Below are 23,975 nucleotides of genomic sequence, written 5' to 3'. Positions count from 1 at the left end.
CCTTTCCTAGCGGCCAAATCTAAACGCTTCGCTTCCGTGAGCCTGTTCACAACCCAGCGTAGTTGCGGGAAATCGTGCCTTCGGCGCCACAGATGCAACCGCTGGCGGAGAAAAACATGGTTAACAACCCATCACGCGGTTGCGTGTACGGTAACCTTTGCTTTACCTTAACGGGTGTCGGGTTTCTTTAAGGGGTTAATCCAAATGGAAAAGGTGTTCGTGGCCCAAGGCGTGGCCAAGAAGCTTTTCGCGACTGAAGCCGCCGTCGATGGCGCCCTGGTCGAGGCGTCCGAGCTGATGAGCCAAATGCTCAAGGCCCGTCAAGACGTCAGCGTGTCGATGGTGTTCGCCGATGACGTGCAAGTGAAGATGATGGAAGCCATGAAGGCGCTGAGCGAAGCTCGCACCGCCATGGTCGCCGTCCACAACGAGCTGAACGAAGCCAAGCTCCGCCTCGGCATCCGCACGAAGATGGGCATCGAGAAGCCCGCGGCGCTGCCGGGTCAAGACGAAACGGCGCTGCGCGCCGTCCGCTGACGGTCGGTACTCGACCGAACATTGCAATAGATTAACTGGTTGGGCGCCTCTATTCCGGAATAGGGGCGCCTGATTATGCATCCAATCGCCATAGCCCTGATTCTCTTCACGCTCGCCGTTTGGCTGTTTGCCTTCTGGCGTGGCGGCGCAGCGGAGCGTTGGGGCGCCGCGGTTGTCGCCGGCAATCAGATCATCACGCTTGGGTTCATCCTCGCCGGCGGCCGGGGGCAGACTCCTTTGCTTGTTCAACTCACGGTGGACGGGGCCTCGGCGGTCGCCCTTCTGCTGATCCTGCTGCGGTTTGGCCGACCCTGGCTTGGCGTCGCCATGCTGCTCTATGCCGCGCAGTTCACGTTGCAGTCCATCTACCTCGTCCTCGAAATCAACAAGAACTACTGGCACTTCGTCGTGAACAACGTGAATTTCGTCGCCATTCACCTCGCTCTAGCGTTCGGCACAGCCCAGCATTGGATCCAGACCCGGCGCGCGAAATCCGCGAAGATCCTGAGCTGAGGCTGATCGCCGCGATCGTCCCGGCCCCTTCAGCCCGCCACGGGCCGGTTTAACACCTCGTTGCGAATCTTTTTCTTGCGCTGCAGCAAGAACCCTGGCCTTTGGCGCGCGGGCCACGCCCTCCCAACGGGGCGCTGCTCATCTGCAAGGATGGGAGACATCGATATGACTACTGCGCCAAAGCCGGCGATGCGCCCGGCTCGTCCCGAATTCTCTTCCGGCCCCTGCGCCAAGAGACCTGGCTGGACTCCCGAAAACCTCAGCTCCGCCGTCCTCGGCCGCTCGCACCGCTCCAAGCTGGGCAAGGCGCGGCTGAAGGAGGCTATCGACCGCACCCGCGAGGTGCTGGAGGTTCCCGACGACTTCCTGGTGGGCATCGTCCCTGGCTCCGACACCGGCGCCGTAGAGATGGCCATGTGGTCGATGCTGGGCCCGAAACCGGTCCAGTTGCTGGCCTTCGAGAGCTTCGGCAAGGACTGGGTCACCGACGTGACCAAGCAGCTCAAGCTGGACGCCGAGGTGCTGGACGCGCCCTATGGCGATCTGCCCGACCTGACGAAGGTCCGGCCCGACGCCGACCTGGTGTTCACCTGGAACGGCACCACTTCCGGCGTGAAGGTGCCCAACGGCGAGTTCATCTCGGCGGAGCGCACCGGCATCACCATCTGCGACGCCACCAGCGCCGCCTTCGCCCAGCCGCTGGACTGGACGAAGCTCGATGTCGTCACCTTCTCCTGGCAGAAGGCGCTGGGCGGAGAGGGCGCGCACGGGGTGTTGATCCTGGGTCCCCGCGCCGTCGCCCGGCTGGAGAGCTACAGCCCGCCGTGGCCGATGCCGAAGCTGTTCCGCATGACCAAAGGCGGCAAGGTGAACCTCGAGATCTTCGAAGGCGCCACCATCAACACGCCCTCGATGCTGTGCGTCGAGGACTACCTCGACACCCTGAGCTGGGCCGCCCGCATCGGCGGCCTGCCGGAGCTGCGCCGGCGCGCCGACGCCAACCTCGCCGTGCTGGAGGCCTGGACTCAACGCGCGCCGTGGGCCGCCTTCCTGGCCGCTGATCCCGAGACGCGCTCCAATACCTCGGTGTGCATCAAGGTGATCGACAGCCGCGTCACCGCTCTCTCCGACGACGCCCAGGCCGACTTCGCCAAGAAGCTGGCCGGCGTGCTGGAGAAGGAAGGCGTGGCCCTCGATGTCGGCGGCTACCGCGACGCCCCTCCGGGCCTGCGGATCTGGTGTGGCGCGACGGTCGACACGTCCGACGTGGACGCGCTCACCCCTTGGCTCGACTGGGCCTTTGCATCCGTCATCGCCGAACTCGAAGCCGCCTAACCCGGCCCCATCGCACAATTTGAAGGCGTCCTCCTGGCCCGGCCGGGAGGACTCCGCCCGAGGAGATTCCCTATGCCCCGCGTGCTTATCGCAGACAGCCTCAGCCCCGCCGCCGTCGACATCTTCCGCCAGCGCGGCATCGACACCGACATCAAGACCGGCCTCAGCAAGGACGAGTTGGTCGCCGTGATCGGCGACTACGATGGGCTTGTGGTCCGGTCCGACACCAAGCCCAACAAGGACGTCATCGCCGCAGCCAAGCGGCTGAAGGTCATCGGCCGCGCCGGCATCGGCGTCGACAACATCGACATCGCCGCGGCCACTGCGGCCGGCGTGGTGGTGATGAATACGCCGTTCGGCAACTCCATCACGACGGCCGAGCACGCCATCGCCATGATGTTCGCCCTGGCCCGTCAGATGCCCGCCGCCGACGCCTCCACACAGGCCGGAAAGTGGGAGAAGAGCCGGTTCATGGGCGTCGAACTCTACTCGAAGACGCTCGGCCTCATCGGCGCCGGCAACATCGGCGGCATCGTCGCCGACCGTGCGCTGGGCCTGAAGATGAAGGTGGTAGCCTACGACCCCTTCCTGTCGCCGGAACGCGCCGTGGAGATGGGCGTCGAGAAGGTGGAACTGGAAGAACTTCTGGCGCGCGCCGACTTCATCACCCTGCACACCCCGCTCACCGACAAGACGCGCAACATCCTGTCGGCCGAGAACCTCGCCAAGACCAAGAAGGGCGTGTTCATCATCAACTGCGCCCGTGGGGGGCTGGTCGACGAAGCCGCCCTGCGCGCGGGCCTGGAGAGCGGCCACATCGGCGGCGCGGGCTTCGACGTGTTCGTGACCGAGCCGGCCAAGGAGAACGTGCTGTTCGGGGCGCCGAACTTCGTGGCCACGCCGCACCTTGGCGCATCGACCAACGAGGCCCAGGAGAACGTCGCCCTGCAGGTCGCCGAACAGATCAGCGACTACCTGCTCACAGGCGCCGTCACCAACGCCCTGAACAGCCCCTCGGTCACCGCCGAGGAGGCCCCGCGGCTGAAGCCGTTCGTCGCGCTCGCCGAGAAGCTCGGCGCGCTCGCCGGTCAGATGCTCGACTTTGGAATCCTGGCGGTCGACATCGCCTTCGAGGGCGAGGTCTCCAAGCTCAACGTCAAGCCGCTTAGCGCGGCGGCGCTGGCCGGCGTGCTGCGGCCCATGCTGGCGGAGGTCAACATGGTCTCCGCGCCAGCGGTGGCCAAGGAGCGCGGCGTCACCTTCTCGGAGAGCCGCCAGGAGGACTCGCCGATATACGACAGCCTGATGCGCATCACCGTCACCACCGAGAAGGGCAAGCGCTCCTTCGCCGGGACCGTCCAGGCGGGCGCGCCGCGGGTGGTGGAGGTCAAGGGCATGGACCTGGACGCCCCGTTCGCGCCGCGCATGCTGTACGTGAACAACCTGGACAAGCCGGGCTTCATCGGCGCCCTGGGCGGCCTCTTGGGCGAGGCGGGCGTCAACATCGCCACCTTCAACCTGGGCCGCATCGACGCCGGCGACGACGCCATCGCCCTGGTCGGCATCGATCAGGAGCCGACCCCGGCCCTGCTCAAGAAGATCCAGGCCCTGCCACACGTGAAGGAAGCCCGCGCGCTCAGGTTCTGAGCGAACGGGCAGGACGGTGCTAGCCGCCGCTGAGCGCGCCGAAGATCAGCAGTTCGCCGCCATCGCGCACCGGGACCGTTAGCGACTTCACCTCGTCCTGGCCGACGAAAATGCGCATGTGCCGCCGGATACGGTCCTGCTCGTCCACCACCCGGAACTTCAGGCCGGGATAGCGGTCGTCCAGGTCGCTGAGCACCGCGCCGACCGTGGCGCCGGCCGCCTCCACCCGCGTCGCCCCGCCGGTGTAGGCGATCAGCTGGGAAGGGATCGAGACCTGGATCATGGGGCGGGAGCGACCGTGACCGAGTAGATTTCCGGCAGGTGGGCGCAGATCTGGCGCCATTGTCCGCCCTCGTCGCCGCTGGCCCAGATCTCGCCATTGGTGGCGCCGATGTAGAGGCCCATGGGGTCGCAGGCGTCGGCGCAGAAGGCCTGGCGCTTGACCGTGAACCAGCCCTGCTCGGCGGGAAAACCCCGGTCTTGCCGCTCCCAGGAGGCGCCGCCGTCGCGCGTGCGGTAGGCCGCCGGCCGGCCGCCCGGACTGGTCCGCGGCCAGACGTCGGTCCCATCCATCGGCCAGACCCAGGCCGTCTCGCGGTCGCGGGCATGGGGCACGATCGTGAAGCCGATGTCGCCGATCTCCTTGGGCATGGCCTCGCCGATGCGCGTCCAGCGTTCGCCCGGCCGGTCCAGGCGGTAGATGCCGCAATGGTTCTGCTGCCACAGCCGATCGGGATCGCTGGGGGCGAGGCTCAGGAAGTGCGCGTCCTGGCCGAACTCCGGATAGGGATCCGGGAGGAAGTCGCAGCGCACGTTCTGGTTCAGCGGCCGCCAGCTTGCCCCCTGGTCGGTGGTCTCCAGCACCCCAGCCGAACAGGTGGCCAGGTACATGTGGCGCGGATCGCGCGGATCGACGACCACCTGGTTGAGGATCGCGCCATCCGGCGTGCCGCCCTCCGGCGGGAACCATTCCATGACCATCGGGTGGTTGTTGAGCCCCTCGACGCTGTCCCAGGTGTCGCCGCCATCGGCGCTGCGGAACAGGGCGGGCGGCGAGGTTCCGACCCACCAGACGCCGGGCTCGTCCGCATGGCCGGGCTCCACCCAGAACGAATGGTCCACGGCCCGCCCGTGCGGGTCGCCTTTCGGGAACGCTGGGGGCCGCGTCGCCTCGGTCCAGGTGGCCCCGCCGTCGATGGAGCGCAGGATGGTTGGTCCCAGGTGGCCGGTCGCCGCCGCCATCAGCATAACGCGGGGGTCACGCGGGTCGGCCACGAAGTGGTTGATGATCTGACCCAGGAACAGCGGGCCCCGAACGGTCCAGCGCTCCCGCCCCGCATCGCTCAGCAGCGTCCAGGCGCCCTTGCGGGTGCCTACCAGCAGTTGGATCGCTTGGGTCATGAGGAGCCTCCGCCCCGAGGACGTTGCGGGTCGTTCCGATCCGACACAACCATGCGGGCCGGCGTCAAGGAAAGTCAGTGGAAGTCGCGGCTGCGGACCAGGGCGCCGGGGGCCTGGGAGCGGTCGGCGATCCGGCCCCCCGCCTCATCGGCTTCGTCGTGCAGTTCGGCGAGCCGGGCCGAGAGGTCGGTGAACCGTTCGGCCACCACGTGGACGACGCCGTCGACGGCCTGCACCTGGCCATGGACAACCAGGAAGGCCGAGGTCATCACCAGCCTTCGGTTGGCCTCGAAGACATCCCGCCAGACCACGATGTTGGCGATGCCGGTCTCGTCCTCCAGGGTCATGAACACCACGCCCTGGGCAGTGCCGGGACGCTGGCGCACCAGTACGATGCCGCCCACGCTTAGACGGCGGCGGTCGCGGGCGGTCTTCAGCGCCATGCAGGGGACCACACGCTGGGCGGCCAGGTCCTCGCGGAAGAAGCGCACCGGGTGGTCCTTCAGGGACAGGCTGGTAGTCCGGTAGTCTTCGGCCACATGCTGCGGGGCGGTCATGAACGGCAGCTCCACCTGATCCTCCTTCAGGCTCTGGCGCAGCAGGAGCGGCGCGTCGCGCTCCGCGCCCCATTCGCCCGCCAACCCCTTCACCGCCCACAGGGCCTCGCGGCGCGGGAAGCCCAGCGAACGAAAGGCGTCGGCTTCGGCGAGCAGCTCCAGGGCGCGGCGGGTCAGGTGGCCTTTGCGGGCGTAGTCCTCGATGGTCCGCGCGCCGGCGGCGCGGGCGGTGGCAAGCCCCTCGGCGTCCTTCTCCTTGAACCCCTTGATCTGGCGCAGGCCCAGGCGGACCGGGCGAAGGTGTTCAGGGGCGCCGCAACGCTCGCGGGCCGTCGGTGAGACGGGGGCGTCGTCCCTGGCTTCCAAGGTGCAGTCCCAGTCGCTGAACGACACATCGGGCGGGCGCACCTCGACCCCATGCTCGCGGGCGTCTCGGACCAGCTGGGCCGGCTGGTAGAAGCCCATCGGCAAGCTGTTCAGCAGGCCGACCAGGAAGGCGTCCGGGTGATGCCATTTCACCCAGGCCGAGACGTAGACCAGGATGGCGAAGCTGATCGCGTGGCTCTCGGGGAAGCCGTAGGAGCCGAACCCTTCGATCTGCTTGAAGCAGCGCTCGGCGAATTCCTGGTCGTAGCCGCGGGCCACCATGCCACGGACGAACTTCAGGCGGTGCTCGACAGTGGTGCCGGCATTGCGGGTGGTGGCCATGGAGCGGCGCAGGCGGTCGGCCTCGTCGGCGGTGAACTCGGCGGCGACGATGGCCACGCGCATTGGCTGTTCCTGGAACAGCGGCACCCCGAAGGTCTTGCCGAGGATCCCCTCCATTTCGTCCTGGGGAAACCCCGGCCCCGGGCGCGGATAGGTGATCGGCTCGATCCCGGCGCGCCGCTTCAGATAGGGATGCACCATGTCGCCCTGGATCGGGCCCGGCCGGACGATCGCCACCTCGACGACGAGATCGTAGAACTTGCGCGGCTTCAGCCTGGGCAGCATCGACATCTGCGCCCGGCTCTCCACTTGGAACACGCCCACGGAATCGGCCTTGCACAGCATGTCGTAGACCGCCGCGTCCCCCTGCGGGATGTGGGCGACGTCGGTGATCTTCGTACCGTCCGGCAGCGGCGGCAGCAGCGCGAAGGATTTCCGCAGCGCCGACAGCATGCCCAGCGCCAGGATGTCGACCTTCATCAGCTTGAGCGCGTCGATGTCGTCCTTGTCCCACTCCAGGAAGGTGCGGTCGTCCATGGCGGCGTTGCCGATGGGCACGGTCTCGTCGAGCCGGCGCTTGGTCAGCACGTAGCCGCCCACGTGCTGCGACAGGTGGCGCGGAAAGCCCAAGAGTTCCTGGGCGAGCGCGGTGGCGCGGCGGATCTCTGGGGCCGTAGGGTCGAGGCCGGCCTGGCGGATGTGCTCTTCGGGCACGCCATCGCCGTAGCCACCCCAGACGGTGTTGGCGAGCGCGGCGGTGATATCCTCGGTCAGGCCCAGGGCCTTGCCCACCTGGCGGATCGCCATGCGCGGGCGATAGTGGATCACCGTCGCCACGATGGCGGCGCGGTGGCGGCCATAGCGCTGGTAGACGTACTGCATCACCTCCTCGCGCCGCTCGTGCTCGAAGTCGACGTCGATGTCCGGCGGCTCGCCCCGGTTCTCGGAGATGAAGCGGGAGAACAGGAGGTCCTGGTCCTCCTTGGTCGGGTCCACCGCGGTGACGCCCAGGCAGTAACAGACGCAGGAATTGGCCGCCGAACCGCGCCCCTGGCACAGGATGCCCAGGGTGTTCCTGGCGTAGTCGACGATGTCGTGCACGGTCAGGAAGTAGTTGGGGTAGTCGAGCTTCTCGATCAGGTCGAGTTCGTGGGCGACCAGCTTCGTCACCTTCTCCGGCACGCCGCCGGGATAGCGCCAGTCGGCGCCGGCCCAGGCCAGGTCGCGCAGGTGCTGGATTGCGGTCTTGCCCGGCGGCACCGGCTCGTCGGGGTATTCGTAGCGCAGCTGGCCCAGGTCGAAGCCGATCCGCTCGGCGATCTCGACGCTGCGCTCGACCGCCCCGGGGAAGCGGGCGAACAGGCGGGCCATCTCGGCGGGGGCCTTCAGGTGCCGCTCGGCGTTGGCCGCCAGGCTCAGGCCCGCCTCGTGGATGGTGCAGGTCTCGCGGATGCAGGTCAGCACATCCTGCAACGGCCGCCGTTCGGGGCCGTGATAGAGTACGTCATTGGTGGCCACCATGGGCGCGCCGCTGACCTGCGACAGCGCCGCCAGTTGCGAGAGCCGCTTCAGGTCGCGCGCGCCATAGCCCCGCGCCGCGGCCAGCCAGACGTCCGGGAATTCGCCGGCGATGCGGCGCAACGCAACCTCGAAGCCCTCGTCCAGCCGCCCAGGCGGAACCACCAGCACCAGTTGCCCCTGAGCTTCGGCCGCGAAGTCCTCCCAGTGCAGCTCGCAATTGCCCTTCTCCGAGCGCAGCTGCCCGGTGGTGAGCAGGCGGGTGAGCCGCCCATAGGCCTCGCGGTCGGACGGATAGACGATGAGGCTGGGCGTCCCGTCGGCGAACTCGAGACGGCAGCCGGTGAGCGCGCGGATCGTCGAACCCGTCTCCCGCTGGTCCTGCATCTGACGCCAGGCGCGCACCACGCCGGCCAGGCTGTTGCGGTCGCAGATTCCCACCGCCTCGATCCCCAACGCATCGGCTCCGGCCACGAACTCCCACGGGTGCGAGGCTCCGCGCAGGAACGAGAAGTTGGTGGTGACCTGCAACTCGGCGTAGCGGGTCATGTGAGGTCGGTGAACGGGTTCCATGCCACCTCCCAGAGGTTGCCCTCGGGGTCGGCGAAATAGCCGGAGTAGCCGCCCCAGAAGACGTCCTGCGGCTGTTTCACCGCCGTCGCCCCGGCAGCCACCGCCTGGGCGAAGACGGCGTCGACCTCTTCCTTCGAGGGCGCGTTGTGGGCGAGCGCCACACCGCCGAAGCCGGAGCCCTCGGTCGGGATCGTGGCGTCCTTGGCCAGCTCGTCGCGCGGGAAGAGCCCCAGCCAGGTCCCCTCAAGTCGGAACATGACCATGTCGTCGCCAGGTGTGTAGTTGTGGGTCGGGAAGCCCAGGCCATCGCGGTAGAAGGCGACCATCCTCTCGAGGTCGCGGGCCCCGAAGGTGATCAGGCTGATCTTGGGTTTCATGTGATCCGTTCCGTCATGCGAACAGCCCGTGCAGCCACCACCGCGGCGGCTCGTCGCCATAAAGGCCGGCGCGGAACAACCAGAAGCGGGTCCCCGCCTGGTCCTCCACCCGGTAGTAATCGCGGATGGCGCCGACGCTGACGTCGTTGATGTCGCGCTTCCACCACTCTTCGCCGATGCGTTCGGGGCCCTCGGCGCGGCGCACCTGGTGCAGGCGGCCGCGCCACTGGAACTGCCTCGGCGGGTCGTCGGGGAGGAGCGCGAACACCTGCTCCAGGGGTTCCGGTTGGCGGAAAAGGCGCACTGGACGCGGCGTCTCGCGATCCCACGGTTGGGCCTCTGAGACCGGCGCGCCCAAAGGCGCCGTGCGCCCCACCGCCAGTTCCGGCACATGGCTCTCCACCGGTGCGGCGCGCCAGACGCGCCCGGGCCCCAGGCGGTTGGCCAGACGGTCCACCAGCGGCGAGAGGCCGTCCTCAACGGAGGGCGCGAGACCGGCTTCGATGCGTACCTGGCGGCCCGACACCGGCTCCACGTCATAGGCGCAGATGGTCACGCACTCGATGCCGAAGCCGGGGTCGACGGTCGCCAGCTTGGGGTGGAACAGGCGGCTGATGCGCTTTGCGTCGCGGCCAGCCAGGGACAGGCCGATGGTGAGCGGCAGGGCGCGCCCGTCCCCCCGATGGAAGGCGATCTCGAAGCGCCGGGCGCCGTGGTCTTGCGCCTCCAGCCGGGCGCAGAGCTTGGCGGTGACGTCGGTGGTGACGCGGGCCATATCGTCCGGCGTGCTGATCGGCTCGAGGAAGGCCAGCCGAGCCATCCAGGGCGTCGGCGGGCGGCGGAAGCTGAGCGCCTCGGCCGCACGGCCCAGGGCCTGGTCCAGCCGCTCCAGGGCTTGCCCCCCGAACCGGCGGCCGAAGGGCGCGCGGGGCATGCCGATGATCTGTTCCAGCCGGCGCAGGCCCAGCCGTGCGATCTGGGCGGCGGCCTGCGGCTCCAGCCGCAGCGCCGAAGGCGGCAGGGGCTTCAGGAGCTCGGCCTGGCCGCCAGGCGGGGCGATGCTCCCGTCGCGGCCAAAATGGGCCAGCGCCCAGGCTGCGCCGGGCGTGTCGGCGATGGCGAGGCGGAATGTAAGGCCATTGGCCGCCAGCCGCGCGCGGAAGTCGTCCATCAGCTCGGCCTCGCCGCCCCAAAGGTGGGCGACGCCGGAGATATCCAGGAAAAGCCCATCCGGCCCATCGGCCGCCACCGCCGGGGAGAAACGCACGCACCAGTCGATGAGCGCGGCCAGGGCCTGGGCGTCGGCCTCCGGTTCGGCCTCGGCGGTCACCAGCTCCGGGACCAGCGCCATGGCGTCGGTGGCCTTCTGCCCGGCGGAGAGGCCCAGCGCGGCGGCCTTCTCGTCCACCGCGGCCAGCCGCCGGACCTGGCGCACGGTCTCGATCAGGGCGAGGGCTCCTTCTCCTCGCAAGGGGGAGGGAAGATCGGCGGCGCTAGGCGGCTTGGCGGTGTTGCGCCGGCGCCAGTTCGCGATCGCCCAGGTCGGCGACCAGGCGCAGAGGATGCGCGACATCGGCTGCCTCCCAGTTGTAGGCCTGATCGGCCTCGAGGATCCATGCGCCGGTCCGCCCGCCGCGGCAGCGCTCCAGGTCGACGCGGAAGCGGGGCGCGCCCAGGCCGAACTCCCCGGCGGGGGGGTCCGATGGGGCCGCACCCACGCGCCAGCGAGTGGCGGCCGCGGAACCGCCCTCCGCCTTCGCCGCCCCTCCATAGGGTCTGCGGCGGATCACGAAGCCGGTCGACCCTTGCTTCTCACAGGCCAGCTGCAGCCGTCGCCCCGCTGTCAGGTCAACGGCCTCCACCTCGCCGAACACGCAGGTGACACCCACCGTGGCCAGCGCATCCTCCATCACCGAGAGCGCCTCGGCCTCGTCCCGGGCGCAGACCTGGATCAGCCTCTCTGCAGGGAACCCCAGCCCGGCCAGCCCCGGCGCCCAAAGGTCGTCGCGTCGCAGCACCCAAACCGCCTCGCCGGTCTTCGCCAGCGGCGCGGCCGTCAGGGCGGCGAAGGCGGCCGGGGCGGCGGCGGTTTCGGCTTCGAGCCCAAGGCCCACGATCTCGTGCCAGCGCCCCAGAGGCAGCCCACCACCCGGCAATCGGTCGTCCAGAGCCGCCTCGCCGAAGGAGAGGACTCCCACGTCGGGCCGCCCGGCGCTTTCCATGGCGGCGATCTTCGCCCGGATGGCGCGAAAATCGGACATGGCATTGGGACTCCTTTTGTTCCGACTTTGTTCTAGTCCTGGGAACAAGGGAGTCAACCCGCCGGTTCCGTCAGAAACGGACGTAGGCCTAGCTTCAGGCGATGATGTCGGGGGTCAGGAATTCCTCGATACGGACGATCTCGTCCTTGAGGGCCAGTTTCTTGCGCTTCAGGCGGCCGATGACGATCAGGTCCGGGAGCGGGGCCAGCGACAACGCCTGAATCGACAGATCAAGGTCCGCATGGTCCTGGATCAGATCCTTCAGGCGCGCCTGAAGGGCTTCCTCGGTGAAGGTGGAATAGTCGATCATCGGTCCACGCAGTCTAGCACGGACACCCTAGCCGAGCGCAGCGGCCAAAGCCGCCAGGGCTTCCCGCGGCGCGGGCGGCCCCCATGCCGCGGAAGCCGCCTCCAGGGCCTCCAGCGCCGGCGCGCCGCCGCCGCGATGGGCGATCCGGTCGAGGGTTTCCATCAGAAGGCGCTCAGAGGCCAATTCCAGGCCTTTCACCTCTTCCCGCAGCGCTTCGCGCGCCTTGTCGTCGAAGGGCGGCAGGGCCGGCTTCAGGGCGCGGCGCACCTCGCGCAAGGGGCCGAGCGCCGTCCGATCCCAGGCCCGTGCGGCCTCCGCCGCCCGCGCCAGCAGCGCCGGGTCCTTCACCTCCGCATGCACCGCCCACAGCAGATACGAGGTGTTCTGGCCGTGCCGGTCCTGCAGATCCAGCGCCGCCTGCGGCACGCCGGGCCGGCCATAGGCCTCAAGCACCCATTCCCAGATCGCCATAACTAGCCCTCGCTTCCGACAGGTCCCCCAATGGGACCCCCCATGGGACCCACATCCTCGCCCCAGCGCTTCACCGGCTTCCAGGACAGGCCGAACAGGTCGAGCGCCCGTCCCACCGACTGGTCGACCATCTCCTCCAGCGTCCGCGGCATCGCGTAGAAGGCCGGCAGCGGCGGGGCGATAATGGCGCCCATCTCGGTGAGCTTCACCATGGTGCGCAAATGCCCCAGGTGAAGCGGGGTCTCGCGCACCATCAGGACCAGCGGTCGCCGTTCCTTCAGCGTCACGTCAGCCGCGCGGGTCAGCAGCGAGGCCGTCACACCGGTGGCGATCTCGCTCATGGTTCGAACCGAGCAGGGGACCACGATCATCCCCAGGGTCTGGAACGAGCCAGAGGCGATCGCCGCGCCCACATCGCCGACCTTGTGGCTGACATCGGCGCGGGCCTGCACATCGGCCAGGGAGAACGCCGTCTCCTGGGCCAGGGTCAGCGCTGAGGAACGGCTCATCACGAGGTGGCTTTCCACCGAGAGCTCGCGGCAGGCGTCCAGCGTGCGCAGGCCCAGCATGATGCCCGAGGCGCCCGAAACGCCGACGATGAGCCGGGGTCGCTCCGTCCTGCTCATCTAAGGGTTCCCCCAACATGCGTACGACCTCGCCCGTTCCGGCGGCCCGAGCGCAAACATATGTGATCTGACAGCCGCGCAAAGCGGGTGTTCACTCTGACGGCTCAAACAGCGAGGAGGCTCCCAGCATGGCGCTAGATGCCAGGATCCGCGAGCTCGGATCCCGCCACCATTCTCTGGAACAGGCCATCCAGGACGAATTGCGCAGGCCCTACGCCGACGACATCAAGCTGAAGGAACTCAAGCGACAGAAGCTCAGGCTGAAGGAAGAGATCGAGACTCTTCGCGGACAGCTGCACTGAACCCAGCCCTCCCCGGCACGGGGAGGGTGTTGCCGGTGATCAATCCTCGTCGTCGTCGTCGCCGTGATCATCGGCGAACACGGTCGCGAGTTCGGGTTCGCGCTGCTCCACCTCGGGCTCATCCTGCACGGCGCCGGTCTCCGACGCCGGGAGCAGGGTCTCGCCCTCGGGTTCAACGATTCCCTTGCGGGCGTCATCCTTGGTCTTCTTGTCGGCTGCCTTCTTGACCACCGCATCCAGCTCCAGCTGGGTGGCGAGGCCGAGCGTCACCGGGTCGACCGGCTTGAGGTTGGCCGAGTTCCAATGCTGGCGGTTGCGCACCTGGTCGATGGTGGCCTTGGTGGTGCCCAGGATGCGCGCCACCTGGCTGTCCGGAACCTCGGGATGGTTGCGAAGGAACCAGGCGATGGCGTCCGGCCGGTCCTGGCGACGCGACACCGGGGTGTAGCGCGGACCCTTCTTCACCGGCTTCAGGAGCTCGGCGTGGCGGCTCTTCTGGGCCTTCATCCGGTAGCTGGCGTTCTTCTCCGCGGCGTCCAGCTCCTCGCGGTTCAGCTGGCCGTTGGCGATCGGATCGGCGCCGCGGATGTCGCGCGCCACCTCGCCGTCGGCGATGCCCTTCACTTCCAGGGGATGCAGTTCGCAGAAGTCGGCGATCTGGTCGAAGGTGAGCGAGGTGTTGTCGACCAGCCAGACGGCGGTGGCCTTGGGCATCAGGATGTTGGTCATGCTTTTCAGCCTTGGGGCGTAGGCCCGGAAACGAAGGCGCCCGGCCTTTCGGCCGGGCGGTGAGGATTTGACTATAGGCCGCAAACCGCAGCCTGAAAACCGATTGTTATGCGCCGAAGATCCAGCCGGATCCGAGCGCATCCATCGAAATGCCCACCAGCACAACCTGGCCGCCGCCGGTCATGCTGATCAGCGTATCGGCGCCCGCCTGGCTGACGGTGAACTGGGTCCCGGGGTCGAGCAGCACCCGGTCGCCTTCGGCCAGGTTGAAGTCGAGCACCCGGTCCAGCCCGGCGTCGCCGAAGCTGTGGAACAGGTCGGCGCCGGCGCCGCCGGTCATCGTGTCGTCGCCCCTGTCACCGGACATGAAGTCGTCGCCCGCGCCGCCCGACAGCGTGTCATTGTCCTGGCCGCCGCGAACTGTGTCATTGCCGGCTCCGCCGTCGAGCGTGTCATTGCCCAGGTTGCCGTAGACCAGGTTGGTCCCCGCACTCCCCACCAGGCTGTCGTTGTCCTTGCCGCCGACCACCCAGTCGTCGTCACCGCCGGATACGCAGGTGTCGTTGCCCATGTTGCCGTTGATGTCGTCGAAGCCCGCGCCTCCCACGATGGAGTCGTTCCCCTCGTCGCCGCGCAGGTAGTTGGTCCCCGAACCGCCGTCGATGGAGTCGTTCCCGGCCCCTGCGGCTACCGAGTCCGCGCCGTTGTTCCCGCTCAACTGGTTGTCGAGCGCGTTACCGCTGAGCGTGTCGGCGCCGAGGCCGCCGACGGCGTTCTCCACGCGTGCGCCCTGGGCGATGGCGACGTTGCCGACCAGGCCGCCGACATTGGAGAAATGGCCCTCGCGCAGGTCGATGCGCGCGGCCTGCGAGAAGCCGGAGAAGTCCAGCGTGTCGCGTCCACCGCCGTCCCAGACTGCAAAGACCACCTTCGAAGAACTGCTAGTGGCGCTGTACCAGCTGCGGCCGGCGTTCGAGTTGAAGCCATAGACCGTGTCGCCGGTCCGGGTGCTCATGTTGGCGCCGTACTCGATCTGGGCAGCACGGATGTCGTCAAGTTGTGGGGCGGCGGCGTACCGGCCCGTATAGTTGGCCCCGGTGTTGGTTTCCGAGAAATAGCTCATGACCGTGTACTGACGAGTATCCTCGTAGTACTCGGCGTCGCTCATATAGGTGATCGATTCACCTTCGCTGGCGTTGTAGGCGCCCGGATGGGCCAGGCCGATGGCGTGGCCGATCTCGTGCAGCAGCACGTGCCCGCCATAGTTCCCGGCCGACGGTATGGCGTTCGACCCTGCCGTGATGTTGACCCAGACGTCGCCGGCGCTGCTGAACGCCGCCGTGCTGCCCGGATAGTTGGCGAACGCGGCCGAGCCCCCCTCGCCGGAGCTGTAGTTGCCGAACAGGATGGCGGCCTGGTCCGAATAGGCGAACTCACTGGTGCTGCCTGAGCCCACCCTCACGAAGGTGATATTCGCCACGTCCGACCAGGCCAGCAGAGCCTGTTCGGCCTGCACGATCTGGGCCGCGTTGAAGCGCTGGAAGCCCTCGGTATCCGACGGCATGGTCTGCGGCGCGTTGGCGCGGAAGGCGTAGGTGACGGTGAAGGCCTGACCCGCGATCCCGCCCCAGCCGGGCGCGGGCTCCATCGTGTCGGGATCGAAGCCGGTCATCTGGAGTCCGGCCCGGTCGATGGTGAAGCTCTGCTTGCCGTTGACGCTGGCGCCCAGGCGCTCGGCGGCGTTCAGGTAGGATGCGGTGGCGTCCGGGATGCCGCCATCCTCGATCACCGTGACCTGTCCACGGCAGACAGCGCAGGCGCACGCCATCGTCGTGGTTTCGTCGGCGAAGACGGCTTCAGCCAGGAAAGGGGCACTCGGGTCGATGGGCTTCTTCCAACTCTGAGCGTACTCATCCCCTTCTTTTCGTTAAGGGAACGCGCACCGCCGAACAAGTCGCTCGTGGTGTGGCGTCGAGGCGCACTCTTCGTCATGTACGCGGCGTAGGGGCCGGCGGCTGCGGTGAAGTCTGCCCTTCTTTTCGCCGAACGGCTAGGCGCGGCTGGGGACGTTGCCGCGACGTGACCGCTCGCGCCGCGGCAAGCTCCGGTGTTAGGACACGCGCCTTTGCGACGAGAGCACGAGGGGCGGATGGGACAGAAGCGATTGGGGTCGAGCGGCATCGCCGTGTCGGACATCTGCATGGGTACGATGACGTTCGGCTCATCGGCCGATGAGGCCATGTCCTTCCGGATTCTGGACCGCTCGCTGGAAGCCGGGATCAACTTCTTCGACACCGCCGAGAACTATCCCGTGCCGCCGAAGCCGGAGTGGGCCGGGCGGACGGAGGAGATCTTCGGCCGCTGGCTGAAGACCAAGGACCGCGACGCGATCATCGTGGCCACCAAGGTCAGCGGTCCCAGCCACGGCTGGATCAAGAGCGCACAGCGGGCCGGCATGACGGCGCTGGACCGGCACAACATCACCCGCGCGGTCGAAGCCAGCCTGACGCGGCTGCAGACCGACTACATCGACCTCTACCAGACCCACTGGCCCGACCACGGCATGGCCTATGACGAGACGCTCGAGACGCTGGACGACCTGGTGAGGGCCGGGAAGGTGCGGATCCTCGGCTGCAGCAACGAGACGAGCTGGGGACTGACCAAGTCGGTTGCCGTGGCCGCCCGACTGGGGACTGCGCGGTATGAGACGATCCAGAACAACTTCAGCCTGAACAATCGCAGGTTCGAGGACGAGCTGGCGCAGGTCTGCCGCCAGGAGAAGGTGAGCCTGATCCCGTACTCGCCGCTGGCGGGTGGGGTGCTGTCGGGCAAGTACAATGGCGGGGCGACGCCGGACGGGGCGCGGTTCTCGGCCTACATCAAGATGGGCGGGCGCCAGGCGGTGATGGCCAAGCGTTTCGTCAACGACCGCTCCCTGGCCTCGACCGAGGCCTTCGGCGCGATCGCCGCCGAGGCGGGCATGTCCCTGGTGACCCTGGCCACGGCGTGGAGCAAGCAGCACGACTTCGTGGCCTCGACCATCGTGGGCGCGACCCACGAGGACCAGCTGGCCGAGATCTTCGCCGCCAACGACCTGACGCTCAGCGCCGAGGTCATGGGTGCGATCGACAAGGTCTCGAAGGACATTCTCTACCCGATGGGGTGAGCCGGAGCACCGCGGCGGCGGCGCAACAGGGCGCCGCTGGCGGCAAAGCCCAGGATCATGAGGCTCCACTGCGCGGGTTCGGGGACCGCCGCGGCGGCGGACTCGACGCGGAGGTGGGTGGCCCTCAGTTGGCCGTAGGCGCTGATCGCGTGGCTGCCGTCCGCCGGACCGATGCTGGGCGTCAGGCGACTCTGGTCGATGAGGAAGAAGCTGCCGCCCAGGTCGATGTCGAGGTCGTGGGTCGCTTCCACCGACGCAGGCGTCGGGATGAACGCGCCGACGCTCAGGGTGTATTGCCGGTCGAGGTCCGGGATCGAGGTGCGGAAGTCGCTGGTATGGGTCACCAGGCCCGGCCTGAAGCCCAGGAAGAACGCCTCGCTCTGCGCGCGCACGCTGTCGTCGAAGCCGACCGGCAGGTCGATCGTGAGGCCTTTGATGGTCAGGCTCGCGCTGAGCATCGGGCTGGGGCCGCCTCCCGGGGCGCCTATCCCGCCGCGGATCCTGTCATCCAGGATGCCGTCGCCAGTGTGGATTCCAAGCGCGGTGTCGTAGATGAAGACGGCGGTGAAGGCCTCGTCGCCGGCGAAATGCGAGGAGTGCGCGCCTCCGAAGAACGTGCCGTGGTTGTCGTCGCCGCTGGCCACCGTGCCGGTGTAGGTGGCGGTCATCACCACCGCCGACGACGGGGCCGCGAGCGAGATCGCCGCGAGGGCCACAGCGACGGCCGCCGTGAGCGTGAGTGAAGAAGGCCGTTGCATCCTGAACCCCTCTGAACCGGTCGGGCCGAGGTTAGGGCGGCGGCAGGAGGGGCGCTTCGGCCGGATGGGCTAGCCAGATGGCCGAAGATCCGGACAGCCTTCCCTCCCGTGCCCGGGAGGGAAGGCCGGCCCGGCTACAGCGCGAAGGTGAAGCCGCCGTTGACGGGGTAGACCTGGCCGGTGATCCAGGGCGAGGCGTCGGAGGCCAGGAACTGGACCATGTTGGCCACGTCCTCCGGCTGGCCGGGACGCCGCACGATGTACTTCTCCAGCGTGCGCTTCAGGCGCTCAGGGTCGCCCTCGAGGGTGCGGCGGACCGCCGGCGTGGCGGTGAGCGCGATAGCCACGGAGTTGGCGGTGATCTGGTAGCGGCCCAGCGTGCGCGCCACCGAGCGCATGAAGCCGGCGGCGCCGGCCTTGGCGCCGGCGTAGATCTCCATGCTGGCGTCGCCCCAGCGGCTGGCGTCGGAGATCACGGTGATGATCCGGCCCGGAGCCTGGCGGGCGAGCATGCCCGGAATCACCGCGGCGGTGCAGTTCATGACGCCATAGAGGTTGACGCCGATGAAGCTGTTCCAGACCTCGGGGCTGGTCTCCCAGAAGGGCTTGCCGAGTTCGGCCGAGGGCGTCGCGCCGGCGTTGCCGGCGTTGTTGACCAGGATCCCGATCGCACCCAGGTCGGCGGCGGCCTGGGCGACCATGTCCTTTACCGCCTGATGGTCGGAGACGTCGCACTGCAGGGCCAACGCCTTACCGCCGGCGGCCTTGATCTCGGCGGCCACCTCTTCGGCGCGGCTGAGGACATAGTCGTTGACGACGACGCCGCCGCTGCCCTTTGCGGAGGCGAGTTGCAGGGCGACCTGGCGGCCGACGCCCTGGCCGGCGCCGGTGACGAGGGCGACGCGGCCGCCGAGGTCGAGGATGTCGGTCATCTGTGGTTCCGTCCCTGTGAGTTGTTTGGCGACAGTATTCCGAGGCGCCGTGGCGTGAGGGAAGGCGTATTCCCTCCGATCCTGGGCAGGGGAGGCGCGCTTCGGCGCCTCACGCTATTGCGTCAGCTTCGGCCTGGGCTGCGCGGAACGCCACCATCATCTTCGCGAAGTCCCCGCTCGCCATCATTGCGCGGCGCTCTTCCAGACCGCGATGGAGCTCGACCAGGGTCCGTGCGGCGTGCTCGTTGGTCTTGATGGCCGCCCAGTAGGCGGTGACATTGGGGTTGGCGGCGAGCGGGTCGGGGACGCCGGTGGCCGGCAGGGTATTCTCGATCATGAAGAGGGCCGGGACGAGGACGCAGTCGGCCATGGTGAGGCGGCCGCAACAGGCGAAGCCGTCTTCGCCGGCCTTTGGGCCGATCATCCGGTCCAGCGCGCGGACGTTGCGGGTCACCTGGCCGCCCAGGAGGCCGATGATGCTCTGGTCCTTCTCCGTCGCGTAGGCCTGGCCGGCCAGCATGAAGAGGTTGTTCATCAGATAGATGTCGCCGATGCGGGCGATCGTCCGGATGTGGGCGGTCTCACGGGCGGTGGTCCCGAGCATCGAGGGGGTCGGGTAGACCTCCTCCAGGTACTCGGCGATCACCTGGGATTCCGGCATCCGGTCGCCATCGATATCCAGCACGGGGATGCGGCCGATGGGATTGTCCTGGCGGTACTGGGGCGTGCCGAAAGTGGCGGGCCGTTCCAGGGCGATGTCGGTGATGCCCTTGGCGTAGATCTGCATCCGCACGCGGGCGGCGTAGGGGCTCAGGTCCCCCGAGTAGAGCGTCATCATGGGTTGGGGGTCCTATACGGCGGCGGCGTTGACGATGGGCCGGGGGCTCGGGAGGGCCCTATCCCAGCTCGAACGACGGACCGGCGAAGGCGCGGTTGGAGCGCGGCGGGGCGGCCTGGCCGCGCTTAGACGCGGTGGCGACTGCGCCCGCTGTGGCGCCGCCGTCGACGACCAGGGTGTGGCCGGTGATGAAGCTGGCCGCGTCGCTGGCCAGGAACAGGGCGGCGTTGGCGATGTCCAGCGGCTGGCCGACCTGGGGCATCGGCTGGGCGTTGATCAGGAACCCTTCGGTCATCTCCTTGTTGGCCGAGCCGTTCCAGACGATGGGCGTCGAGACCCCGCCCGGCGCGATGCAGTTCACGCGGATGAAGTCGCAGGCCAGCTGCAGGCTGGCCGAGCGGGTCAGGTTCACCACCCCGGCCTTGGCGGCGCAGTAGGCGTGCAGGCCGTTGAAGCCGTCGATGCCGGCGATCGAGGCGGTAGAGATGATGGAGCCGCTGCCGTTCGCACGCATCGGGGCGATGGCGTGCTTGATGCCGAGGAAGACGCCGCGCAGGCAGACGTCCTGGGTCTTGTCCCAGTCCTCGACGCTGATGTCTTCCAGCGGCCCGACCGCCCCGCCGATGCCGGCGTTGTTGAATAGGATGTCGAGCTTGCCGAACTCGCTGATCGCGCGACCAATCAGGGCTTCGACGTCTGCTTCCTCGGACACGTCGGTGCGCTGGAATACGCAGCGGGCGCCGCCGGCCGACGCCTCAGCCGCGACGTCCTCGCCGCCCTTCGTGTTGAGGTCGGCCAGGACGACGTTGGCGCCCTTGGACGCGAACAGGATGGCCGCGGCGCGGCCCATGCCGCTGGCCGCGCCGGTGATGACGGCGACCTTGCCTGTGAGATCGTACATGCGCGTGGCCTCCTCGGGTTGCCGGAATTCGTTCCGGGAACGATTGCCCGGAACTTGGCGCCACGCCAAGGTGTGCCCTTGCGGCAAGGGTTGAAAGCTTCGGTATGGCGAACGCACCAGGCGGGCTCAGCGAGCAACAGGTCTCCCAGGTCAAGACCATGCTCCAGGCTGCGGCGGCGGGGCCGGACTGGACCGATGGCCTGGACGCCATCTCCGACTTCTTCGCCAAGGCCGCCTGGCCGCTGATCGCGGCGCTCCTGCTCTGGCGTCTCTATCCGGCGCTGAAGGCGATCGTCTCATCGCGGGCCTTCACCATCAAGATCGGGTCGATGGAGGTCACGGTGCCGGAGCAGACGGCGTCGCTGACCGCCCAGGTGGAGGATCTGCGCGAGCAGGTGATTGCACTGCGCGGTGGGGTGGCGCCGGGCGCAGCGGCCGCACCGCCGGCCGCGCCTGCAACCACCACGGAAACGGCGCCGCCGCCCGGCCGCATCCTTTGGGTCGACGACACCATGGCCAACAACGCCTCCGAGATCGCCCAGCTGACCGAGACGGCCGTTAAGGTGATCCAGTCGCCGTCGGCGCCGGACGCCATGGCCATCCTGCGCAACAGCCCGCCGTTCGACGCGGTGATCTCCGACATGGGCCGGCGCGAGGGCGGGCGCTATCATTCCCGCGCCGGCTTGGAGCTGCTGGGCGAGATCCGCGCGGCGGGCCGGCAGGAGCCGTTCATGATCTACACCACCAAGCGGCTTGCGGCGGACTATGGCGCCCAGGTCCGGGCCGCCGGCGGCGACGGCGCGACCGGCTCGGCGGTGGAGCTGATCGAGTGGATCCGCAGCAAGGTCCCCGCGGCTACTCCACCTCCTGCGGCGGAACCCCCACGACCAGCCCCTCGGCGATCCGCACCTGCGGCACGGCCTCGCGGGTGTAGGGCAGGTACCAGGTGGCGCCGCCTTCGGGCGGGGTGATCTCCAGCAGGTCGCCCGCGCCGAAGTCCTGGACGGCCTTCACAGTCCCCAGCGGCGCGCCGTCGGCCGTGACCACCGCCAGTCCGATGAGGTCGGTGACGTAGAACTCGTCCTCATCCGGTGGGGGCAGGTCGGCGCGGGCGATGTAGAGCTTCAGGCCGCGCAGCGCCTCGGCCTGCTCGCGGGTGGCGACCTCGGCGACGCGGGCGACGACGCTGCCCTTGGCGACGCGGCCGGCGCTGAGCGTGAGGCCGGGAGAACCGTCCTCACGCAACAGGGCCTTGTAGTCCAGCAAGGCCGAAGGATCGGCCGTGAAGCTGGTGATGCGGACCTCGCCGCGGACTCCGAAGGCGCCCGCGACGCGGCCCACCTGGATGAGATCTGAGCTCACCCAGTTGGTCCTTAGGCCTGGGGCTCGCCTTCGGGGGCGGCCTCGGCGGCCGGCTCTTCAGCGGCGGCGGGCGCTTCTTCGGCGGCGGCTTCAGCGGCCGGAGCCTCTCCAGCAGCGGCTTCCACCGGCGCGGCCTGTTCGGCGGCGGCGGCTTCCGGAGCGGCCTCAGCTTCGACCGCGGGGGCTTCTTCGGCGACGGGCTCTTCCACCGGCGGCGGGTTGGCGGCGAGCTCGGCGGCGGCCGCGGCGCGGTCGGCCTCGCGCTGGGCGCGTTCGGCGACGCGTTCCTCGGCCTTCTTGCCCGGCTTGGCCTTGTTCGGGTTGTTGCCGGCTTCCCACTTCACGACGCCGACCTTGCCCAGCTCGCGGGCGACGCGGTCAGTGGGCTGGGCGCCCTTGCTGATCCACTCCTGGATGCGCTCGACCTTGAGGACGACGCGGTTGGGGTCGTCCTTCTTCAGCAGGGGATTGTAGGAGCCCACCTTCTCGATGAAGCGGCCGTCGCGGGGCGAGTGGCTGTCGGCGACGACGATCGAGTAGTAGGGGCGCTTCTTGGCGCCGCCACGGGCGAGACGGATCTTCAGCATTTCGGTTGGTCCTTGAACGTCTATTTCTTGAATGGGTTGAAGCCGGGCGGGAGGCCACCGCCCCCCAGGCCGGGGAGTTTCGGCATGCCGCCCGGCATGTTCTTGAGCTTGGCGGCCATCTCTTCGAGCTGTTCGGGGGTAGGCCCTTGACCGCCGGCCCCGCCGGCCATCTTGGCCAGCGCGCCCATGTCCATGTCGCCGCCACCGCCCAGCATCTTGGCCATCTGGCCGAAGCCCTTGCCGCCGTTCTTTGAGAGCGCCTTGAAGGTGTCGGCCATCTGGCGGTGCTGCTTCAGGAGGCGGTTTACCTCGGCCACATCGACGCCGGAGCCGGCCGCGACCCGGCGCTTGCGCGAGGCGGCCAGGATGTCCGGCTTCTTGCGCTCCTGCTTGGTCATGGAGCTGATGATCGCCATCTGGCGGTCGAACATCTTGTCGTTGAGACCGCTCTCGGCGATCTGCTTCTTCATCTTCTGCACGCCGGGCAGGAGGCCCATCATGCCTTCCATCCCGCCCATGCGCTTCATCTGGGAGAGCTGGTCGGCCATCATGTCCAGGTCGAACTGACCCTTGGCGAGCTTGCGGGCCGTGGCTTCCGCCTTGGCCATGTCGAGCTCTTGGGCGGCCTTCTCGACCAGGGCCACCACATCGCCGCGGCCCAGGATGCGCCCGGCGATGCGCTGGGCGTCGAAGGCGTCCAGGCCGTCGATTTTCTCGGAGACGCCCAGGAACTTGATCGGCAGGCCGGTGACCGCGCGCATGGAGAGCGCGGCGCCGCCGCGGCCGTCGCCGTCGGCCCGGGTCAGCACTAGACCCGTGAGCGGCAGGCGTTCGTGGAAGGCCTTGGCGGTGCGCACCGCGTCCTGGCCGGTCAGGGCGTCGGCGACCAGCAGGGTCTCCGAGGGGCTGGAGATGCGGGCGATCTCGGACGCCTCGGCCATCATCGCCTCGTCGATCGTCGTGCGGCCGGCGGTGTCGAGGATGAGGATGTCGAAGCCCTGCAGCTTGGCGCTCTGCAGCGCGCGGCGCGCGATGTCGGGCGCGGCCTGGCCGGCGACGATGGGCAGGGATTGCGCGCCGGCCTGCTCGGCCAGCATCGCCAGCTGCTCCATGGCCGCGGGGCGCCGCGTGTCGAGCGACGCCAGCAGCACCTTCTTGCGCTCGCGTACAAGGCGCAGCGCCAGCTTGCCGGCGGTGGTGGTCTTGCCCGAGCCTTGCAGGCCGGCCATCAGGATGACGGTCGGCGGGTTCAGCGAGAGGTTGAGGCCCTGCGGCTCGCCCTCCCCGCCCAGCATGTCGACGAGGCCGTCGTAGGTGATCTTGACCACCTGGTCGGCGGGCCGGACCGAGCGGATCACCGCCTCGCCGGTGGCGGCCTCGGTCGCCTTGGCGATGAAGTCGCGCACCACCGGCAGCGCCACGTCGGCCTCGAGCAGGGCGACGCGGATCTCGCGCATCACCTCGGCAACGTCCTTCTCGGACAGCACGCCGCGCCCGCCGAGGCGGTCGAATACGCTGGAAAGCCGATCAGTTAGCGCGTCGAACAAGTACGACTCCTATGGCCCA

At 68.6% G+C, this 23,975-nt stretch carries 25 protein-coding genes; 7 read left to right on the top strand and 18 right to left on the bottom strand.

The annotated features are described in order from the left end of the window. The first annotated feature begins 204 nt into the window (after positions 1-204). From QZV94_RS09270 to serA, 4 genes are all read left to right on the top strand, one after another. Positions 205-537 carry a hypothetical protein gene (locus tag QZV94_RS09270; protein WP_293677534.1) on the top strand — a complete coding sequence of 111 codons (333 nt, stop codon included), beginning with the start codon at positions 205-207 and terminating at the stop codon, positions 535-537. A gap of 75 nt (positions 538-612) precedes the next feature. Beyond that, positions 613-1,050, top strand: coding sequence for a hypothetical protein (locus tag QZV94_RS09265; protein WP_293677533.1), 438 nt, complete (start codon positions 613-615; stop codon positions 1,048-1,050). Positions 1,051-1,215: 165 nt separating this feature from the next. Further along, positions 1,216-2,385, top strand: a complete 1,170-nt coding sequence (locus QZV94_RS09260) for a phosphoserine transaminase (RefSeq protein WP_293677532.1) — start codon at positions 1,216-1,218, stop codon at positions 2,383-2,385. 72 nt (positions 2,386-2,457) lie between these two features. Further along, positions 2,458-4,032, top strand: coding sequence for a phosphoglycerate dehydrogenase (gene serA, locus QZV94_RS09255; RefSeq protein ID WP_293677531.1), 1,575 nt, complete (start codon positions 2,458-2,460; stop codon positions 4,030-4,032). Positions 4,033-4,051: 19 nt separating this feature from the next. Here the strand turns inward: serA and QZV94_RS09250 are convergent, their stop codons facing one another. The 9 genes from QZV94_RS09250 to QZV94_RS09210 all read right to left on the bottom strand — a co-directional run bounded on the left by QZV94_RS09250 (position 4,052) and on the right by QZV94_RS09210 (position 12,834). Continuing rightward, positions 4,052-4,315 carry a MoaD/ThiS family protein gene (locus QZV94_RS09250; RefSeq protein WP_293677530.1) on the bottom strand — a complete coding sequence of 88 codons (264 nt, stop codon included), beginning with the start codon at positions 4,313-4,315 and terminating at the stop codon, positions 4,052-4,054. Beyond that, positions 4,312-5,433, bottom strand: a complete 1,122-nt coding sequence (locus tag QZV94_RS09245) for a glycosyl hydrolase (protein WP_293677529.1) — start codon at positions 5,431-5,433, stop codon at positions 4,312-4,314. Before QZV94_RS09245 ends, QZV94_RS09250 begins: the two co-directional genes overlap by 4 nt. 74 nt (positions 5,434-5,507) lie before the next feature. Then, positions 5,508-8,789 (bottom strand): error-prone DNA polymerase, encoded by a 3,282-nt coding sequence (locus QZV94_RS09240; protein ID WP_293677528.1) that lies wholly within the window; start codon positions 8,787-8,789, stop codon positions 5,508-5,510. Further along, the gene (locus QZV94_RS09235) at positions 8,762-9,166 is read right to left on the bottom strand and encodes a VOC family protein (RefSeq protein ID WP_293677527.1); all 405 of its coding nucleotides are present in this window, start codon (positions 9,164-9,166) and stop codon (positions 8,762-8,764) included. Before QZV94_RS09235 ends, QZV94_RS09240 begins: the two co-directional genes overlap by 28 nt. Before the next feature lie 13 nt (positions 9,167-9,179). Beyond that, positions 9,180-10,739: a DNA polymerase Y family protein gene (locus QZV94_RS09230; RefSeq protein WP_293677526.1), complete on the bottom strand. Its 1,560-nt coding sequence runs from the start codon at positions 10,737-10,739 to the stop codon at positions 9,180-9,182. Next, on the bottom strand, positions 10,660-11,427 hold the full coding sequence (locus QZV94_RS09225) for a protein imuA (RefSeq protein ID WP_293677525.1): 768 nt from the start codon (positions 11,425-11,427) through the stop codon (positions 10,660-10,662). Before QZV94_RS09225 ends, QZV94_RS09230 begins: the two co-directional genes overlap by 80 nt. Positions 11,428-11,521: 94 nt before the next feature. Further along, positions 11,522-11,737 (bottom strand): DUF465 domain-containing protein, encoded by a 216-nt coding sequence (locus QZV94_RS09220; protein WP_293677524.1) that lies wholly within the window; start codon positions 11,735-11,737, stop codon positions 11,522-11,524. A gap of 27 nt (positions 11,738-11,764) precedes the next feature. Beyond that, positions 11,765-12,208, bottom strand: a complete 444-nt coding sequence (locus QZV94_RS09215; protein ID WP_293677523.1) for a TIGR02444 family protein — start codon at positions 12,206-12,208, stop codon at positions 11,765-11,767. A 2-nt stretch (positions 12,209-12,210) separates the two neighbouring features. Next, a complete protein-coding gene (locus tag QZV94_RS09210) occupies positions 12,211-12,834 on the bottom strand; it encodes a UbiX family flavin prenyltransferase (protein ID WP_293677522.1) in 624 nt (207 codons plus the stop codon). A 128-nt stretch (positions 12,835-12,962) separates the two neighbouring features. On the opposite strand from QZV94_RS09210, the gene QZV94_RS09205 reads away from it, so the two are divergent. Beyond that, entirely contained in the window at positions 12,963-13,136 is a 174-nt protein-coding gene (locus QZV94_RS09205) for a DUF465 domain-containing protein (RefSeq protein ID WP_293677521.1), read from the top strand. Positions 13,137-13,175: 39 nt separating this feature from the next. Here the strand turns inward: QZV94_RS09205 and QZV94_RS09200 are convergent, their stop codons facing one another. Together QZV94_RS09200 and QZV94_RS09195 are read right to left on the bottom strand one after the other, a co-directional pair. After that, positions 13,176-13,865: a DUF1013 domain-containing protein gene (locus QZV94_RS09200; protein WP_293677520.1), complete on the bottom strand. Its 690-nt coding sequence runs from the start codon at positions 13,863-13,865 to the stop codon at positions 13,176-13,178. Between the two features lie 106 nt (positions 13,866-13,971). Beyond that, positions 13,972-15,693, bottom strand: a complete 1,722-nt coding sequence (locus QZV94_RS09195; protein ID WP_293677519.1) for a M10 family metallopeptidase C-terminal domain-containing protein — start codon at positions 15,691-15,693, stop codon at positions 13,972-13,974. Between the two features lie 321 nt (positions 15,694-16,014). Here QZV94_RS09195 and QZV94_RS09190 point away from each other — a divergent pair, with 321 nt between their 5' ends. After that, complete coding sequence (locus tag QZV94_RS09190; protein ID WP_293677518.1) at positions 16,015-17,031, top strand: aldo/keto reductase; 1,017 nt, start codon at positions 16,015-16,017, stop codon at positions 17,029-17,031. On the opposite strand, the gene QZV94_RS09185 is transcribed toward QZV94_RS09190, so the two are convergent. The 4 genes from QZV94_RS09185 to QZV94_RS09170 form a co-directional block, all read right to left on the bottom strand. Next, on the bottom strand, positions 17,016-17,789 hold the full coding sequence (locus QZV94_RS09185) for a PEPxxWA-CTERM sorting domain-containing protein (protein WP_293677517.1): 774 nt from the start codon (positions 17,787-17,789) through the stop codon (positions 17,016-17,018). The two genes, QZV94_RS09190 and QZV94_RS09185, sit on opposite strands and share 16 nt — an antisense overlap. A 134-nt stretch (positions 17,790-17,923) precedes the next feature. Next, on the bottom strand, positions 17,924-18,721 hold the full coding sequence (locus QZV94_RS09180; protein WP_293677516.1) for an SDR family oxidoreductase: 798 nt from the start codon (positions 18,719-18,721) through the stop codon (positions 17,924-17,926). A gap of 109 nt (positions 18,722-18,830) precedes the next feature. After that, positions 18,831-19,559 (bottom strand): glutathione S-transferase N-terminal domain-containing protein, encoded by a 729-nt coding sequence (locus QZV94_RS09175; protein ID WP_293677515.1) that lies wholly within the window; start codon positions 19,557-19,559, stop codon positions 18,831-18,833. Positions 19,560-19,617: 58 nt separating this feature from the next. After that, a complete protein-coding gene (locus QZV94_RS09170) occupies positions 19,618-20,460 on the bottom strand; it encodes an SDR family NAD(P)-dependent oxidoreductase (protein WP_293677514.1) in 843 nt (280 codons plus the stop codon). Positions 20,461-20,564: 104 nt separating this feature from the next. Between QZV94_RS09170 and QZV94_RS09165 the strand changes: the two genes are divergently transcribed. Next, on the top strand, positions 20,565-21,431 hold the full coding sequence (locus QZV94_RS09165) for a hypothetical protein (protein WP_293677513.1): 867 nt from the start codon (positions 20,565-20,567) through the stop codon (positions 21,429-21,431). On the opposite strand, the gene rimM is transcribed toward QZV94_RS09165, so the two are convergent. Genes rimM through ffh form a run of 3 tightly spaced genes read right to left on the bottom strand, consistent with a single transcriptional unit; the run spans position 21,316 to position 23,956 of the window. Further along, on the bottom strand, positions 21,316-21,822 hold the full coding sequence (gene rimM / locus QZV94_RS09160) for a ribosome maturation factor RimM (RefSeq protein WP_293677512.1): 507 nt from the start codon (positions 21,820-21,822) through the stop codon (positions 21,316-21,318). The genes QZV94_RS09165 and rimM overlap by 116 nt on opposite strands. An 11-nt stretch (positions 21,823-21,833) precedes the next feature. After that, a complete protein-coding gene (rpsP, locus tag QZV94_RS09155) occupies positions 21,834-22,409 on the bottom strand; it encodes a 30S ribosomal protein S16 (RefSeq protein ID WP_293677511.1) in 576 nt (191 codons plus the stop codon). A gap of 20 nt (positions 22,410-22,429) precedes the next feature. Beyond that, a complete protein-coding gene (gene ffh, locus QZV94_RS09150; RefSeq protein WP_293677510.1) occupies positions 22,430-23,956 on the bottom strand; it encodes a signal recognition particle protein in 1,527 nt (508 codons plus the stop codon). Positions 23,957-23,975: the final 19 nt, after the last annotated feature.

This window comes from uncultured Phenylobacterium sp. (assembly GCF_902826855.1).
Lineage (GTDB): Bacteria > Pseudomonadota > Alphaproteobacteria > Caulobacterales > Caulobacteraceae > Phenylobacterium.
The sequence above is the reverse complement of the archived record's forward strand: the minus strand, read 5'-3'. Positions and strand labels throughout refer to the sequence as shown.